This is a genomic window from Spirosoma sp. 48-14, from assembly GCF_001898575.1.
In the GTDB taxonomy this organism is placed as follows: domain Bacteria; phylum Bacteroidota; class Bacteroidia; order Cytophagales; family Spirosomataceae; genus Spirosoma.
This window is the reverse complement of sequence record NZ_MKUD01000023.1, coordinates 52143-70206: the sequence shown is the minus strand read 5'-3', so window position 1 is coordinate 70206 and position 18064 is coordinate 52143. Positions and strand designations below refer to the sequence as shown.

Annotated in this window: 10 protein-coding genes and 1 pseudogene; 3 read left to right on the top strand and 8 right to left on the bottom strand. The window is 50.0% G+C overall.

Annotated features, from left to right (window positions below; all coding sequences use genetic code 11):
• Complete coding sequence (locus BGO59_RS14500) at positions 1-3291, bottom strand: TonB-dependent receptor (protein WP_293684337.1); 3291 nt, start codon at positions 3289-3291, stop codon at positions 1-3.
• An 84-nt stretch (positions 3292-3375) separates the two neighbouring features.
• Here BGO59_RS14500 and BGO59_RS14495 point away from each other — a divergent pair, with 84 nt between their 5' ends.
• Positions 3376-7425: a two-component regulator propeller domain-containing protein gene (locus BGO59_RS14495; RefSeq protein WP_293684336.1), complete on the top strand. Its 4050-nt coding sequence runs from the start codon at positions 3376-3378 to the stop codon at positions 7423-7425.
• Positions 7426-7442: 17 nt separating this feature from the next.
• On the opposite strand, the gene BGO59_RS14490 is transcribed toward BGO59_RS14495, so the two are convergent.
• The 5 genes from BGO59_RS14490 to BGO59_RS14470 form a co-directional block, all read right to left on the bottom strand.
• On the bottom strand, positions 7443-7850 hold the full coding sequence (locus tag BGO59_RS14490; RefSeq protein ID WP_293684335.1) for a putative toxin-antitoxin system toxin component, PIN family: 408 nt from the start codon (positions 7848-7850) through the stop codon (positions 7443-7445).
• Positions 7840-8064, bottom strand: coding sequence for a hypothetical protein (locus BGO59_RS14485; RefSeq protein WP_293684334.1), 225 nt, complete (start codon positions 8062-8064; stop codon positions 7840-7842). The genes BGO59_RS14490 and BGO59_RS14485 overlap by 11 nt, the downstream gene beginning before the upstream one ends.
• 164 nt (positions 8065-8228) lie before the next feature.
• Positions 8229-11198, bottom strand: coding sequence for a PVC-type heme-binding CxxCH protein (locus BGO59_RS14480; protein ID WP_293684333.1), 2970 nt, complete (start codon positions 11196-11198; stop codon positions 8229-8231).
• Positions 11199-11237: 39 nt separating this feature from the next.
• Positions 11238-13445 carry a hypothetical protein gene (locus tag BGO59_RS14475; protein ID WP_293684332.1) on the bottom strand — a complete coding sequence of 736 codons (2208 nt, stop codon included), beginning with the start codon at positions 13443-13445 and terminating at the stop codon, positions 11238-11240.
• On the bottom strand, positions 13442-14452 hold the full coding sequence (locus BGO59_RS14470) for a hypothetical protein (protein WP_293684331.1): 1011 nt from the start codon (positions 14450-14452) through the stop codon (positions 13442-13444). The genes BGO59_RS14475 and BGO59_RS14470 overlap by 4 nt, the downstream gene beginning before the upstream one ends.
• Positions 14453-14597: 145 nt before the next feature.
• Here BGO59_RS14470 and BGO59_RS14465 point away from each other — a divergent pair, with 145 nt between their 5' ends.
• The gene (locus BGO59_RS14465) at positions 14598-16283 is read left to right on the top strand and encodes a hypothetical protein (protein WP_293684330.1); all 1686 of its coding nucleotides are present in this window, start codon (positions 14598-14600) and stop codon (positions 16281-16283) included.
• A gap of 339 nt (positions 16284-16622) precedes the next feature.
• Here BGO59_RS14465 and BGO59_RS14460 read toward each other — a convergent pair whose 3' ends face one another.
• On the bottom strand, positions 16623-17009 hold the full coding sequence (locus BGO59_RS14460) for a transposase (RefSeq protein WP_293684329.1): 387 nt from the start codon (positions 17007-17009) through the stop codon (positions 16623-16625).
• Positions 16976-17374: a transposase gene (locus BGO59_RS14455; RefSeq protein ID WP_293684328.1), complete on the bottom strand. Its 399-nt coding sequence runs from the start codon at positions 17372-17374 to the stop codon at positions 16976-16978. Before BGO59_RS14455 ends, BGO59_RS14460 begins: the two co-directional genes overlap by 34 nt.
• 239 nt (positions 17375-17613) lie before the next feature.
• Between BGO59_RS14455 and BGO59_RS14450 the strand changes: the two are divergent.
• A pseudogene (locus tag BGO59_RS14450) lies at positions 17614-17976 on the top strand (helix-turn-helix domain-containing protein); the annotation flags it as partial.
• Positions 17977-18064 lie beyond the last annotated feature (88 nt).

Genomic DNA, 18064 nt, shown 5'->3' with positions numbered 1-18064 from the left:
TTAGAAAGTGGCCGAAATACCCAGGGTGATCGAACGTACGGGCGGAATCAAATCCGTTCCGCCCCGATCAATGTCTTCAGGATCAAGGCCTGTCCACGGTGTAATGACAAACAGGTTCGTGGCGCCTACGTACGCCCTTAGTCCATTCACGAAGCCAAGTGAGCGTGTCAGCGAAGCCGGTAATGAGTAGCCGACCTGTACGTTTTTCAGGCGCAGGAAAGCCGCACTTTCCACAAAGCGATCAGAGAATCGGTTGTTGTTGGCCGGATCAGATCGGACAGCGCGAGGCATGGTAGCCGATGGATTTTGCGGTGTCCAGCGGTTCAGCGTGGTTGTCCATTGGTTGGTACCCGTGCTGCTCATATTTTCACCAGCCGCCCGCCAGCTATTGTAGCGGTACATGTCGCCCACACCCTGGAAGAAAATCGACAGGTCGAAACCTTTGAAACTACCCCCCAGATTAAATCCATAATAGTATCCCGGAATAGTGCTTCCCAGGAAGGTGCGGTCATTGGTGTTTACTTTGCCATCGGGTGTTTCGGAGCGTGTCTGACCCGCGTCTTTTGGGTCGCCATACACATCTTGGAAATACATGTCGCCCGGTGCGAAATTGTTGTTGTTTGTCCCATCCGAATACTTGGCTTTCCAGGCATCAATCTCCGCCTGATTCTGGAAAATTCCGCCTTTCTTGTACCCCCATAGGTAATTCATCGGTTGCCCTACTTCGATACGGCCGAATTCGTTGCCAAACGGCAGGTTCTGGAAGGTCGACTCAACCCGGTTTTTCACGGTAGTCAGGTTCCCGGAGATGTTGTATCGGAAGTCTTTACCGACCGAGCCATTGTAGCCAATCTGGAATTCCATCCCGCTGTTTCGTACCGACGCAATGTTCAGAATCGGCTGGTTCTGGTTGCCTACGCTAGCGGCCAGACTAGCCGCCTGCAAAATTCCCGACGTCAGGCGGTTATAATATTCAACGGTAGCTGTTAGTTTGCCTTTCAGGAACGACCCATCAACGCCTAAACTCGTTGTTTTACCAATTTCCCAGGTTAGATTCTGCACCGGAAAATCGGGTAGCGACGTGCCGTTCAGCAACGTACCGATTCCATTTCCATTTCCTGAACCCAACGCGTAATCGGGCGCATCCGAGACGAGCGATAGATACGCAAACGAGCGGGTTTCCTGGTTACCCAGTTTTCCCCAGCCTCCGCGAATTTTCAGGTCGTCGATGAACGTAGCACTTTTCATGAACGGTTCCGAACTGATCCGCCAGGCCAGCGAAACTGCCGGGAATGTTCCCCATTTGTACCCCGGTGCAAACCGCGACGCCCCATCCCGACGAACCGTCGCATCGATGTAGTATCGGCTGGCGTAGTTATAGCTTAACCGACCCAAATAACCTTGCAATGCGTTTTGGTCACGAAATGAACTGACATTGGTATAAGGCTGAATGTTGGTCAGACTTCGGAACTCCGGCTGTGCGTACTGAATCTGCGAGGCACCACCTTGCAAAAACTCATAGGTGTATTTCTGATCCATCGCGTTCAGCAACACATCGACATTATGATCGCCAAACGACTTGGTGTAATTGACACTGAACTCCTTAACAATGTTTGCGTTACGCGAATGCCGTTCGCCGTAGGTCCCCTTGGAGGTGCCATCACCCACGGCATATGGATTACCCGGATTTTGCAGGAAGAGGTAATTGTTCACCGCTGTCCAGTCGTTCCGGCGGTTATAGTACCAGTCGACGCTGAGCGTGCCTTTGAACTTTAACCCCAGAATTGGTTCAACCTGCACGAAGGCGGTTCCTATATTCCGCAGCAGCGTATAAGTCCGGTCGGAGGTGGCGACCATACCATAGAGGTTGTTGTTCGTTTCCGGCCCCCAAAGCAGGGTGGTGGCATCGACAACAAAGGGTGGGATAGAAGGCAGATACTGCGGCCGAGACGCAACAGGCGTTCCTAACTCAGGGTTTGGCTTAAAGGTCAAGTTTACCGACGGGGCAAAGCCCAACGGGCCATTGGGATCATAAATCGCTTGCCAGGGTGATGTATCGGCCGCGTACTGTAACGCACTCGGCGTATTGTCAACCGCTTCGGAATAGGCCATCCGGTAGGTTAAGCCAGTCGACAGGTATTTCGAGACTTTTGTATCGACGTTTGTGGCTAGTGAATACCGCTTCAAATTATTCTGAATCAGAGGGCCTTGCGTGTTGGTATAACCCGCTGAGACATAATAACGCGTGGCATCGTTCCCGCCCGATACCCGAAGGCTGTAGTCGGTATTGGGGGCGTTCCGGTTCAGCAACGGGGTTTGCCAGTCGGTGGTCGGTTTATTGCCCAGATAAGCTGCGTTGGTAGGGTCGAATTGAACGGGTAAGTTTTTGGCTTCGTTGGGGTTGTTGGCGTAGGCTTCGCGATAAAGCGCCACAAACTGCGACACATCCAGCATGTTCAGTTTCTTCGTTACGTTCTGAATGCTATGTGAAACCGATACGTCGACTTTGGGGGTGCCACGTGCCCCTTTCTTGGTCGTTATCAGTACGACACCGTTGGCCGCCCGTACGCCATAAATAGCCGCTGCCGATGCATCTTTCAGGACCGACATCGACTCAATGTCGTTGGGGTTAATCATTGACAGTACGTTCACATTCCCCCGGATATCGCGCGTAACCGAGCCGCTGGCGTTGTCAGTTCCTGAACCGTATTCCGTCAATGGAATCCCATCCACAACGTAGAGCGGTTCCGCATTCCCGAACGTACTAACCCCCCGGATGCGGACCTGGGGGCGTGCCAGTGGGCTACCCCCCGGTGTCGATACAAACACCCCCGCCATTCGCCCCTGCATGGCTAATTCGGGGGCCTGCGCCACGCTCTTACTAATTTCTTTGGAAGATACCGTCGAGATGGCTCCCGTCAGGTCTTTCTTTTCGCGTGACCCATACCCAATTACCACCACTTCATTCAGCGAGCCTTCTTCGGCGCTCAACGAAATGGTATAATCGCTGGCATTGGTGATCGGAACGTTTTTTTTGATGTATCCGACAAAGGAGACGACGATTTGCTGCGCCGAGTTGGGTACTGAAAGGCTAAAGTTGCCATTCGCATCGCTGGTGGTACCCTGTACTGAGCCCGCAATGACAATGTTGGCACCTGGCAGAGGGGTGTTGTTGCCCGCGTCGAGAACTTTCCCTTTTATGGTTCGGGTTTGTGCATGGGCGCTACTGAAAACAAGTAGCATGATCACTGCCATTACCAGGTTTCTGGAAATAGAGTAAAGCTGATTCATACGTGTCGTTGTGGTAAATATTTAGCTTTCTGACCTGAAAATTGGTATCATTAAAAGATACCTTTGTCCTATTCTGTCATAGGTATGGGTATACTGAAGCCACTTCTCTTTCTTCTTTTTCTGAGCATACAGGCGAATTGTCAGGTTTCGTTTGAACACCTGACAACGGCCGATGGCCTGTCGCAGAGTACAGTATGGGCTATTGTGCAGGATAAAAAGGGGTTCGTCTGGATGGCTACGTCTGATGGGCTGAACCGATACGATGGCTATAGCTTTAAAGTCTTTCGTCGGCAGCCGGGGCAGAAGAATAGTCTGCCCATCAGCAACATCGCTGCACTTTATGCTGATCAGCATAACACCATTTGGGTAGGCCCGCGCAACAACGGTTTGTGTCGGTTACGGCCCGACGGCGAAACATTTGACCATTTTCCCTTGCAGAGGCCAGGAGCCACAGGCGGGCAGGTCAGTATTTCCTGTTTTGTGGAAGCTAATAATCGGCTCTGGATCGGTACGGCAGAAAATGGCCTGTTCTATTATGAGTATGCGACCCAAAAAATTGGCCGTTATACAGATTCGAGGATTGGCACGTCGGTCACAGCCTTATATCGGGATAAAACCGGCTTGCTGTGGATAGGTACAGCCCAGGGGAAGTTGCTGGCCTTTACACCCGAAACAGGTGAATTGTCGTCCTATTCCATTCCGTTTACAGCCGACATAGCCGCTCATCACCGGGCAATCAGTGTCATCAAAAAAGACCATATGGGTCGGTTCTGGGTGGGGACCAGTGGGCGAGGACTTTTCCAGTTTGAGCCAGAAACAAAACAGTTTCGGCAGGAATTAATCAAGCCTGGTGTGTATGAAACGGTCAATGTTATTACCGATGTCATTGATGATAAATCAGGTAACCTGTGGGTATTGACTGATTACGGAGCCTGGTTTTATCCGCAGGGGAATTTCGACCGTAAAGTTTATCTGTTGCCAAATAGTGAGGACAGCCACAGTCTGAGTACCCACGCCCTGAAACGAGGCCTTTGCGATGCGGATGGGAATCTCTGGAGTGGTTCGTGGCAGGGTGGGATCAACATTCACTACGCCCAGCCTGAGCGATTCAGTTCGCTTCGGCACGAACCCCACAATCCACAAAGTTTGCTGGCCGACCGGGTTACCGCCGTTACGTATGACCGGCTGGGCAATCTGTGGACCAGTTCAATCAAAGGCTTAACGGCTATCAACCCCAATCGAAACCAGTTTCGCCGGTTCACATCCGCCAATTCTCCGCTGAACGCCAACGACATCAACGTACTGTTCCGAACGCTAACGGGCAACGTACTGATCAGCACCTGGACGGCTGGTTTTTCGCTGTACAATCCTGATAGAGAGCAGTTTGTGCCGTTTCTGCTGCCAGGCAAAAGCAAGTCGGTAAAAGCGTTTGCCGCTTCGCAGGATGGCCGTATCTGGATTGGGAGCCATGAACGTGAATTGTATCTGTTCAACGAGAAATCGGGGCAGTTAGAACCGGTGATGAGCCAGGCGCTGGCACGGGTTTTTGACACATTCGACCTCAACGTACTGTGTGAAGATGCGTCGGGCTATTTGTGGATCGGCACGTACAACTCAGGACTACTACGCTGGGATCGGCGAACAGACCAGATCCGCCATTTTTCCAGCCGCGACCAACCAGGTTCGCTGGGAAGCAACAGCATCACGGCCCTTTACGAAGACAAGCAAAAACGGCTCTGGGTGGGCACCAGCGGCAGCGGCCTTCAGTTGTTCGATGTCCGTACCGAAACGTTTCGTTCATGGACAACCAAAGACGGGCTGGCTAACAACTTTATCGCAGGAATTATTGAAGACGACCAGCATAACCTGTGGTTATCCACGAACGGCGGTATTTCGTGCTTCAATCCGACGACCCAGGTGATCGAAAATTATGACCAGAGCGATGGGCTGATTGGTAAAGAGTTTTTACCTGACGCCTGTGCGCAGCTTCCTTCGGGCGAGTTGGCATTTGGCAATATGCAGGGGTTAGTCGTTTTTAACCCAGAGCGCGTGCGGTCGAAAACAACACCTCCTGACGTGTATCTGTCGGACTTGAAACTCTTTAATCGTCCCGTCAATCTGGCCGATAGCGAGGCACCGACGTGCCTGGATATGACCGATGTGACGAAACTGGTCTTTCAGCCTTTTCAGTCGGTTTTCACCATCGACTTTACGGCCTTATCCTTTCTGCCGCACCGTAATATTCGCTACGCGTATCAACTCGTGGGCTTTGATGACGATTGGAACTACGTTGGTTCGCAGCGATCCGCTACCTACACGAATCTGCGCGAAGGTACGTATCGGTTTCTGGTCAAAGCTGCCATTGGCAACAGCGCGTGGAGCAAGCCCAAAGCTGTGCAGATAACCGTGCTGCCCCCCTGGTATCGGACGTGGTGGGCCTATTGGCTGTACGGACTGCTTTTAGTGAGCGCACTTCTTACGTTCCGTCGAATTGTTGGGATTCGGGAGCAACTTAAAGCCGATATACGGATCAAGCAATTGGAAGCCGAATCGATAAAAGCGCTCGACGATGCCAAAACCAGTTTCTTTACCAATATCTCGCATGAGTTCCGAACACCATTGACGCTCATTCTGACGCCTTTGGATAAACTCGTTTCGGAACCCTCCTTTGGCGATCGGCTTCAGCACCAGTTTCAGACTATACAAAGAAACGCTCAGCGGCTGCTACGCCTGATCAACCAGTTGCTCGACCTATCGAAGCTGGAAAGCCAGAGCTTAGTGCCTGACATCAGCCGCAATGATATTGTTCCGTTTATTGACCGTATCGTTCACTACTTCGATGAGCTGGCTGAAAGCAAACGGATTATGCTGACCTTCCGAAGCAACTTCGATTCATTCGATGGTTTTTTCGATGCCGACATTGTCGAGAAAGTTATTTATAATCTGCTCTCGAATGCGTTTAAGTTTACGTCAGCGAATGGCGAAGTTCGGGTAAATCTGGTGCTGATACCAGCCGAAAAAAGTGTTCGCATTACCGTAGCCGATACGGGCATTGGTATCTCATTCGAAGCGCAAACCCATATTTTTGAGCGGTTCTATCAGGTGGCCGATCAACATACGCAAAAGAAATCGGGGAGTGGCATTGGGTTAGCCCTTACTCGTGAACTGGTCGAACTCCATAAAGGAAGTATTACGGTCGATAGCGCTGAAAATGTGGGTACTACGTTCAGCGTTACGTTACCGCTCGATGCCCAGGTGTTTCCTGCTGAGTGGCTTTCGCAACCGTCGGAGGTGCCGACAGAGTCTGTGCAGCCATTACTGCCCATCATCCTACCCGAGCAGGTTACTACGCTACCAGCCAAAGCACCGCCAATTTTGCTGGTGGTTGAAGACAATGAGGAACTTCGCCAATACCTTAAAGAAAGTTTTTCGGGGGACTATCATGTCCTGACTGCCGCCAACGGTCAACAAGCCATTTCACTGGCTCAGAAGCATATCCCGGACCTGATTCTTTCAGACTGGCTCATGCCGGTCGAGTCTGGACCAGAAATGGATGGCACCGAACTTTGTCAGGCAATCCGGTCTAATGAGAAAACAAGCCATATCCCGTTTCTGCTGCTGACGTCGAGGGCGGCTAATCAGAGTCAGATTAGGGCCTTTGGTACAGGCATTGACGATTATATGACCAAGCCTTTTAACCTGTCGATTCTGGAAACCAAAGTCAAAAGTCTGATTCGGAACCGGCAGTTGCTGCGTGAAAAATGGCAGAAAAAAGTATTGGTGTCTCCGTCTGATATCCAACTGCCACCGATGGAAGAACTGTTTGTTCAGAAAGCCATATCCATTATTGAAGCTCACATTGATGATGCTCATTTTGATGTGGAGCAACTGGAAGAAGCCATGAATATGAGTCGGATGCAATTGTATCGAAAGTTAAAAAGTATCCTCAATTTGTCGGGTGCGGAGTTTATCCGACAGGTTCGGCTGAAGCGAGCCCTTCAACTGCTGGAAAGCGGCCATTATAACGTATCAGAAGTGGCGTGGCAGGTCGGGTTCAACGATCCAGCCTATTTCAGTCGCTGTTTTAAAAAAGAATTTGGCAAAGCTCCGCAGGAGTTTCTGGCGAAGGCATAAGACGACAGTTGATAGAACTAGAATTGCTGCAGAAAATTGGTGGCTTTCAGGATAGGAATCGTCTGGAAGGGATGCAAAATTAATAAATCCTCATCTCCACTAATAATACACGAAGCCTGAGCTGATAAGGCGAGGGCCAGATACTTGTCATCTTTAGGGTCACGACAAGCTACCACAGTTTCAGTTACCTGTACTTCATCAAAACGACTTAAAAATCGATCCGCAATTTCTTCCCGTACGGTTAGACTAAAATATTTATCGAATTTACTTCTGAACAGGACATCAAGAAATTCGAGCCAGGTTTCATTTGAATAGACAATTATACCAATTGCATCTGCTTTTTTTAACGCCTGAGCATTTGTAGATAGTGGAGATAAAGCTGCGCTAATGAGTGCATTAGCGTCAAAGACAAACCTATCTTTCATCCAGAATTTTCGCCAGTAGTTCGTCAGTAAATCCTTTTTCTTCAGCTTCAGCCCGCACTTTTTCCAGAAAAGGCCAGAGGTCATCATCCTGTTTATCTAATAAATCATTCAGTATGAGGTCGAATTTTTCGGAGATACGTTGCCGAATTTGTGGATCACTATGACGCCATTTGCGTGCTGTATTGTTAGCCACCTCGAGAATAATCCTGTCCATTACCGTAGTAGTTGATATAAATCAAAAATACGACTAATTGTAGAGAATACGTACAAAAATTCAAGGGAATACGCTAACAAGGCCCTTCCTACTAAAGCTCCGCAGGAGTTTCTGGCGAAGGCATAAGACGATGACTGAAAGGACTGGAATTGTTACTGAGCTAATTACTTCAGTGTTGACAGGTAAGCGACCAGATCGACCAGTTCCTGTTTGGTGAGCGCTTCGCCAAAAGAAGGCATCATTGACTGGGGGGCTTTTGTTTTTGACTGGATATCGGCTTTCTGTAGCGTTTGTTTAACACCTCCCGGCAATTTCAGAATCACTTCGTCGCTCGATTCACTATCCAGAAGTCCCGTTAACTGACCACCGTCGCGGGTATGAATTTGATAGGTTTCGTACCCATAATTGATGCCTTCATCGGGGTAGAGAATAGCCCGAAATAATCCTTCTTTGGAGAGCTTTGCGCCAATTTTCGACAGTTCTGGACCGAATGAAGCCCCTGACTGCTGCACACGATGACAAGGTTGGCAATTCTGTGCAAAAATTGTTTTTCCTCGGCTCGCCAGACCGTTTTCGTACACAAGCAAATAGACCGGAGGTAAGGGCTCTCCATTTTTTCCGGTGGGTTTGGGCAGATAGTCAGCCGCTTCGCGTTTGATCTCGTTCCGAAACGCACCGAATAAGACGCTGCTGGCCGTCGGTTTCAGCACATCAGGAAATGTTTTTTTCTTGACCTCATCCAGCAAGGCTCGTTCGCCCACCCAACTACTACCCAGTAAGCGAGTGGCCGTTTTTCGCAGTTCGACCGGGCGCGATTCATCGAGCATGACCCCGCTAAGCAGAACTAGCGCATCGGGGCTTCCATTGCCTTTGAGTGCCGTCATGATCGCTTCAGCGGTTTTGTCGTCGTGCAGTCGCTGTTGAACAAACTCTTTTTCTCCGAACCGCCAGAGGAGTTGCATCGCTTCAATGCCAACCTGTCGGGTGGCGCAGCAACGTACCAGATTAAGCAATTGTTCTCGTTTGTCCGTCAGGCGAAACTTTTCGACCAGATGGACATAGCTCTCGGTTTGGCCAGCCGTGGTCAGGGCTGTTTCGAGGGCCCGGTTCAACATTTCGTTTCGTACCAGACTGCTTCCGTCTATGTGCTCCAGGGCTAATCGCTGAATAGCAGGACGTGGGTCGTTTAACAAGGAAACCAATACATTGTTTTTACCAGTCGGCGGGTGAAAATCAAAGGCTCGAAAATACCGTAGCGTAGCCGTTACTTCAGGCGTTTGTCGGATCAGTTGCACAAGCAGGGGCAGGGCTTTGGCCGAACGAATTCGCCAGACAATATCGCGTCCAGCGGGTGTATTCCAGTTTGCGCCCACTTTTTGTTGCCAGGCATCGAAACAGGCGTCGGCATGGAGATCGGAGCCGACACCAAGCGCTTCCAGGTACCAGCGATCATTGCCGGTATGTTGTACGGCCAACGTTGCCCACGACTCAGCCGCTTCGGGTGTTTTGAGGAAGCGGAGTGCAATGGCCCACTCCCGACGGACTTCAGGACTAGGGTCATTAGCTAACGGAGCACACAGGACAAACGGGAAACTCGGCTGTTGCCGAGCTGCCCGTAAAGCAGTGATACGCAGGTCAGGGTTCGGGTCATGTAGCGCTTGTTTCAGGTAAGATATGCCCGTGGCTGGTAATTTAGACAGCAACCACAACGCCCGCGCCCGCCAGACCGGATTAGTCGACTGATATACTTTCAGCAAATTAGGCTCGGCTTTGCGGCCCATTTTTTGCAGACTAGCCCAGGCTTTCCGGCGAGTGGCCCAGTTCGGATTTTTCAACGCTTCTGTAACGGCTTCAGGTGTATCGAAGCGGAGCGTTGGCGCATGATACGCAGCCTTACCCCCGTAGCTAACCCGATAGATTCGGCCTTTATTTGCATCGGCAGCCGTTCCACCACCAATACCCGGATCGTACCAGTCAGCCACCATTACCGAGCCATCGGGAGCCACGCTGACATCAACCGGGCGAAACCATTGCTGACTGCTTTTCAATACATTGTGAATACTGGCTTTGTAACCAGCGCCCTGCTTTTGTGTGGCGTAGGATCGCACGACGTTGTATAACGCTTCGGCATGAAGGAGTTGATTCTGATAGAGAGCCGGAAACTGGCGACCTTCGTATACGCACAAACCCGCTGGCGAGCCTGCACCCGTAATGAGCATCGTCGGAATAACGCCGGGGTCGTTCTGATGCCAGTGCCGTTCAGGAATCGTTTTTTCCAGATTAGTACGTGAGGCTGTCCAGGTCGCTCCGGTTATTTCGTCGGCAAAGCCGTAATTGCCGTATTCCATTACGTAGTCGATCCGAACGGATTCGTTGCCATCGTCATCATTGTCGGATACCCAAAGATTACCGAACGAATCCAGCGTGGGTTCATAGTGATTTCGGAAGTTATGGGCAATGGTTTCCAGATGGCTGCCATCGGGATTGCACCGTAGGATCAGACCGTTACGATAGGGGTTTCCTTTGCCATTGACTATATTGCCAGCTACGTCGCGTATTGGTTTTCCGAATCGGTCACGCACCTCCCCACCGTTGTTGCCCATCGAGAAATAGAGCTTGCCGTCGGGGCCCCAGAAAGGCGCGTGAATGCCATGATCACGGGTTCCAAACCCTGAAAACAATGTATCAATACGGTCGGCATGGTCGTCGTGATTGGTATCGAAGAGGACCAGCAAGTTTGGGCCTTGGGCCAGATAGATCCGGTCTTCGGCCAGGGCCAGGCCCATTGGTGCTTTCATGCCCGGATGTTCGAAAAAGACGGTACGTTTATCGGCCTTTCCGTCGCCGTTTACGTCGTCCAGGATTACAACCTTATCACCTTTTTTGTCGTATTCGGCGGGGGCAACATCGTAGTTATGGGATTCGGTCACCCAAACACGACCACGCTCATCCACGTCCATATTGGTCGGATTCGTCACTAGGGGTTCGGCGGCAAATTGCTGAACCATAAATCCGTTGGGCACCTGCATCGTGGCCAGCGCGGCTCGTGGGTCGTGTGGGTCAGGCAGTATGCTGATAAACCCACTAGCCATGAGGATAGCTGCCACAACACTCGTTAATATTCCTCGTTTCATACCCCTTCTTTTGCCAGCATATCGGTGGCTTCAGTATCGTTATTTTAAGACAACCTCACCCGTTTGGGCATCTAAAAGTAAGGTTGATCCGTGTTCCAGCGGAATGGTCAACAATTTACCACTTCTGAGCCGAAGCGTTCGTGTGCCACCATCCTTGGTATGTAGCAGGAGCAACCCGGAATTGGCGTACGTGAAATCATTCCGTTCATTATAAATGTGGCAACCCGCCTGCCGGAAAATTTCGCGAAATCCGTCGATTCCGTTAAGGGGGAGCCCACAGAAAATGGATGTAAACTCTTTGGTTTTCTTACGGGCTATTATGACCTGTTTACTCCCCTGCAACTCAGCCAGCGATTCGGTCGATTTATCGTTTATGGCCACGAGCGGCTCTACAGGACCGCTGAACTTGTAGTTGTAAGCTGGTTTTAAAAACGCAACACTGGGCGTTTGTTTGCCGTCGATACGTTCCAGATTCATGCCCGTCAGCGATTTCACAAACGCTAAATCGAGCCGTTCGCCGTTGGTGTAGCCCGTCAGGTAATTCCAGACGATAGTCCGGCCACCTTTGGCTACCTTATTCAGAATAAAGGCCCGCTGGTCATCCGTCAGCTTGTAGACATTCATGAAAACCACAGCTTTGTAATGAGCCAGATTGACTCGGTTCAGGTCGAAATCATAGACATGGTCACCGACCGCACCCGAGCGCATCGCCTGCTCGATGGAATGATCCAGTACGTTGACTGTGATGGGCAATGGTGCCGATTTCAGGTAATAGAACACATCCTGACTCCAGACATACAGCACATCCGCTTCGGAATGATACGGTACAGTAAGCCGCTTTTCAAACAGCTCCTTCTCGGCTTTCATGGCGGCCAGGTATTTTGGATCGTCCCACCAGCCGAAGCCTTTCTGTGGACCAAAATCATAGAACCAGAAACCAATACCCCGCATCAGGGGCAATAGCGCACATCGTTTCATGATGTTCGCATACGTCGTGTCGTAGCGAGACGTATAGCGGATATTTTCAAAATCGTTTTTAAACAGATAGCCGTTGTCGATTTCGTCGAACCAGAGTTTACCATGTAGCAAAGTCGATTCGATGATCCCGCGTGAATTACCGGAGCCACCCGCTTTGCGACTATCAGGCCAATACGTCTGGGGGGCCGACAGATAGTCTATATATGGACTATCGAGAACCTGCTGGATAAACAGGTGACCACCAACGGTTTGTCGATTGAATGTCATGTGCAGATAACCGTAGAAAATACCCGTAACGAGCGGGCGGGGCCAGTTTTCCTTCGCTATTCGGCAGAAGTAAATCGCATCGTCGGCTACTACCTGCTGCTGGGCGGTGAAGTAATCGATGGTGCGTTGGTCCTGAACCGGGTCTTTGAAAAAGCCGTCCTGCGTTTTGAGCCGCTCCGCTACGTTCGGTACTGTCGCATTCTCGAACGTAACGCTTGTGGATTGCCAGGCTTTCTGAAGCGCTGATGTCGTTTTGTACTTGGTTCGGAGCCAGTTGCGGAAGTAGTCGGTCATGGCCGGGCCAGTATCCGGGTCGTGTTCGATAAAGCCCCAGTAATGCCATTCGCCATAAATACCGCCCGCTATATGCATACCAATCAGGGCGTTACCTTCTGGCGTTTTCGAAAGTTTCTGGCACAATTCAACTAGTTTCTGGCCCGATTCCTGCCGCCAGCGTGTAGAAGCCAGACTGGCCCGTAAAGCGGCATGAATGTCGTGTTCTTCATTGTGGTACGGAGGGCTAGCCCGCAAGGTAGTATCCACGGGTGTATCGGCAAATTGAGTGCATTCTTCCGGGTGTGCTTTATTCCACCAAAAGGGAGCATTGACGTGAATGCGGAGCACGACACCCGCATCGGGGCATTGGTCGAGTACCCCCCGAATTTGCCGCTGCGCCTTTCGAATATCGAGTGTATCGCTGTTTTTGGTCCAGATGTCTTCGAACCACAAATCGACCTGAAACAGCCGAAACCCAATCTGACAAAAATTAGCCAGGTTTCGGGCGGGTACCTCCTCCCACGACCAACGTCCGCCGTAGGCATGGGTGAGCGCGTAAAACGTTGGCGTTTGCGGGTCCCCATTCACAAACAAGGTGGGTCGGCCATTAAACGGCTTTATCTCAGCCGATTTGGGTGATTGGGCCAGCAGTGATTGCCAACAAAAAAGTAAACTAAGGATATAAATGCCCGTTACGCGCCATTGGCGACCTCTGTAGGTTGTCATTTCGTTTTGGTTTTGAGCCAATCCATCAATTGCTCCTGATACTCGCCGAGGTAACTGTGTTCGACTCCCTCGATTTCTTTCCACCACAGTTGTACACCAGCCTTCAGAAAATCATCTTTGAGTTTACGGTTCTCGGCGTTCAGCCACTCCTTTTCGCCCCAAACCATCCAGACCGGCATGGCTTTAAATGTTGCGGCTTCCTCAAAGGTCACGTTTTTGCCTAGCGCTGCTGAATACAGCCCAACGGCTGCCCAGCGGGCTATCGTTTTTTGAGCAATGCGGAACGTACCACCGCCCCCCATCGAGAAACCATACAGGTATTGCCGTTTTGGATCGGTCTTGAACTGACTATCGAAATCCTGTAGGCACTCAAAAATATCGGTCTCAGCTATGTCGCGATAGCCTTTGTCGCCCCTGCCCCAGGGAAGAACCATAAAGCCCTCCCGGCGGCTCATTTGGGCGGTAGCACCCGCTGGTTTGGGTTGTAAATAATCGTAGAGCATGTGCCAGGGCGGATTGTTCGTGCCGCCACCACTTCCATGCAGTTCTACATAAAAAGGGAATTTCGTTTTCGGACGGGTATAGCCATTTGGCAGAAACAACCAGTAGTAGCTGTTTTTTTTGTCAGTTTTGGATTTGAAAGCCATGATGAGGGGCCGAGTGCCTTGTAAGTACGTTTCCCACTTCGCTCCCTCTGACTGAAAAAAGGCCAGTGTTCCTATAGCAGCCTTGATGTGTTTGTCATCAGGACGCAGCCCGTGCGTTGAATCCAGACTCATCTGTATAACCGACTCGAAATGGCGTTTTAATAGTGGGTTTTTCTCACTTGCGGCCAGTGTTCGAAGGTAAGCAACCAATTGCTGTATGTCAGTCCGATCACTGGCCAGTGGTAGTTTAGGCGCTTCGCTGCTGCCCGTAGCTGCCGATTGCGCATGCCCAGTCAGGTACGTAACGACTATAGCGAGCAGCAAAGCGTATTTCTTGACGATAAAAGCGAACGTATTCATTCGATGTAGTAGATTCCGGTTGCAAACAACACGTCTTGGGGGGCTTGTTTGTCCTGCTTTATCCTGACAGTCGACAAAGCAGGACAATGCCTTGACGGGAATTGACGTTCTTGCCCACCATTCGTTTATTGTCCTGTCAAGAACTATGAAATCGTTTTTTAAAGTCCTTCTACTCAATGCAATATCTGTTCATAGCCTGTCCGTAAGCTTCAGCCAGCCGCAAACCCAGTTTGGGGAAGGTACGGGTGAGTATGGACAATTTTTTACCAGCCTTAAAACGCAGTTAATCAATACGGAATACCGAAAAACGGTCCGGTTTGGCGGGAAGGAACGCAAGCAGTTTGTGCAATGGATACGCGACAATGTACACGTAATGAAGGCGATGAAATACCTGGAACCCGACATCAGCAGCTTCTGGCAATTCTTTATGGAAAACCAGACGCACGAAGGCCTGTATTACGATTACTATTACCCCATGGTGGCCCGCGAAAGTCACCGCATGAATCTGTTCGATAAACGATACTGGAAGATCATTGCGCGAGATACCATTCAAATGCATCGTCTGCCTGTCGAAGCTGATCTGGAATATCTGATGGTCGAAGGGGGGCACTACATCTGGCAGGCTACCGGCGACACAGCTTACATACACCAATGGATTGACAAGCTCGAAAAAGGGCTGATGTATGACATGACCGATCCATTACGCTGGTCGAAGAAGTACCAGTTGATGAAGCGCGGCTATACGCTCGATACCTGGGATTTTATGCAACTACCCACTACTCGGGCCGAATATGTTCGGCAGGGGAACGATGTACAGACGGGTATTTTTGACATCGACGAGAAAACGCCCATGGGAATCATGCATGGGGATAACAGCGGCCTGTATGCTGCCTGTCGGCAATTGGCGCAACTGTATGCCGTTTTGGGAAACGCTGCCAAAGCTACCCACTGGAACGAACAGGCGGATGGGATTCGGAAACGGACGAATGAGCTTTGCTGGAATGGTCGTTTTTATGCCCATTTCGTTCCCGATGATCCAACGCCATCCTACCTCAACATGGACCAGAAGAACACGTTGAGCCTGTCGAATCCCTATGATATAAACCGAGGCTTACCGAATGAAACTATGGCCGAGTCGATCATTCAGACTTACCTCAGCTTGAAAGGTAAAAATGTAGAGAATGCCTTTGCCGAATGGTTTGGCGTTTATCCACCCGTTGAACCAAGTTACGCCGATTACCTGCCGGGATCGTATATGAATGGCGGAGTGAATACCATTGTGGGAGGGGAGTTGGCGAAAGCTGCGTTTCAGCACGGCTACGAAACGTACGGGGTAGATATCCTGAATCGGATGATACAACTTAACGAAAAACATGGTGGCAAACTGCCCGTTTCCTATAAGCCTGACGGCACCGTAGATGCTGGCATTCCGGACAACTGGGGCCAGGCCGCTGTGATGAGTGCGATGGTAGAAGGTCTGGCTGGTGTAGTTGATAAGGGGGCTTTGTTTGAACAGGTTGAATTAACCCCCCGATGGCTGGCTGCTGGAAAAAATGATGCGACTGTTACCATCACCTATGGGCCCTCCGGCAAATCCGTCAGTTATGTTTACCAGCATACGACCAAAGCGAAGGCCATTACGCTTTCTATAAAGGGTGATCCTAAGCAGTACATTGTCCGACAGCTTTTACCAGCTGGCAAGCAGGTTAAGGGCCTCATCGTCGATGGGAAAAGGATGACGGCTACAATCGAAAAAGTTTTAACTAGTCAGTATGTGGTTGTTCCGACTATACCTGGTGGCGACCATCGGATTAAACTAATGTATCGATAGCCCGATGATGTGTTTTCCTGAAAATTTACCGAGATTTTTCTGAACGGTGGTTGGGTAGGAGGGAAGGGCAGAGAACGGCTCTTTTTGCGTCCAATAAACCCGTTCAATTTAGTAGTATGGGGGTGGGCCTGTTTGGCCGGACACTCTACTTTTGAGAGTTTGATAAAATTGGTTTTCAAAATCAATCGGAGGTCGGTAGCCTAAGCCCGAATGCAATCGACTTATTTTTACCGTCAGCTACCTTGCGCTGGTAGTAGATCTGTAGCTCACCTTTCATCCGGATCGCTGACATGGCCCCCAAATGAAAGAGAGATTTTAGACGTGAACGAGCATGTTGGCTCATGCTCCCGATCGGTATTCAAAGGGTGCCACACCGGCGTGACAGGCCAGTTTTTTAGGATCGTTGATAGCCTTGAATTCGTTGGTAGCCACCAATACTTCAGTCGCTATGGCATCGGGAACGGAGGTAATCCAGGCAAAAAGCTTCTTCAAGCGATCATCACTTTGGATGAGCGTATCGATCTGTTTTTCGGCACTTGCCAAATCGGCAGTGATGGCTTTTAAGGAGGCCTGGCAGTTTTTGGCCAGTTGCTTTTGGTGTGACTTTTCCGCGAAGCCCTGCTGTTCGTCAATAGGTTGTTGAAGTTGCTGGCGAACGCGAAGAAGCCGTTGACGAAGGGCACTTAATGTGGTTAGTATTGCAGAATAGGCCTTGGTGGATGCCAAAGGCACATTTTGTCGCGAAAACGGAAGGCGTACTGGGCAATGCGGATTGCGTCAATGGTGTCGCTCTTACCGCGCTGAAGGCCCCCGGCCTTCTTAATTTGAAGACTACTTTCCAACCAAATAGGTAGCTTCAATTTGTAAAGGGAAGATAAAAGATGCGCACAATAAATGCCTGTATGTTCGAGACAGCCGACCGATTCTATTACCGTAAATCCAGGCAACGCCTTCATCAATTTGACGGTTGCCCTAATCGCTGCTGGTGAGTTAACCGATTGGGCTTGCAATACTATGGTTTTGCCATCAAAGACGGCCCAGTCAAGTGTAGCTTTCGAAACGTCAACACCGATGAAGTAGCGAATGTCCATGAGAGATAGTAATTTAGGCAGGGCCGCCCTTATATCCTCAGCAGCAAAAGTACCAGAGCACTATCCCATTCCTTTTATACATTTTACAGTTTTATTTACCACGTTTACGGGTAGCGATTTCCCTAACTGATTGCCGATGTAGTTTTGATAAAAAAGGGAGAAGGCGATAATTATTTACAATACCATCAACCAGTATAACGAGACCTTTAACAACAGGACACAGCACCCCCTTATCAGCCCAATTCATCACCCGAGCGCATGTCAATCACGGCATTATCGAGCAGTTTGAACAGAAGCTGAATGCGTATTTGCAGAGTGAAACGCTACGAATCAATGGCGTTCCAACGGTTGCCTATTTCGCCCATGAGTTGAACCTTTCGGCCAACTATTTTGGTGATTTGATCAAGAAAGAAACGGGTAAATCGGCACTCGAATTCATTCAGCTACACCTGATCGATCTGGCAAAAGAGCGAATTTTTGACACCAGCAAATCGGTGAGCGAGATTTCGTATGAACTAGGCTTTAAATACCCGCAACATTTTACGCGGTTTTTTAAACAGAAAGTGGGTATTTCGCCAAATGCCTACAGAGGCCTTAATTAACTCAGATACAGTTTTCACGGCCAGGGCAGCTTGGTGAAATGGCCTGGTTTTACCGCCAGAACACAAAGATGCAGAGCATAATGATTGA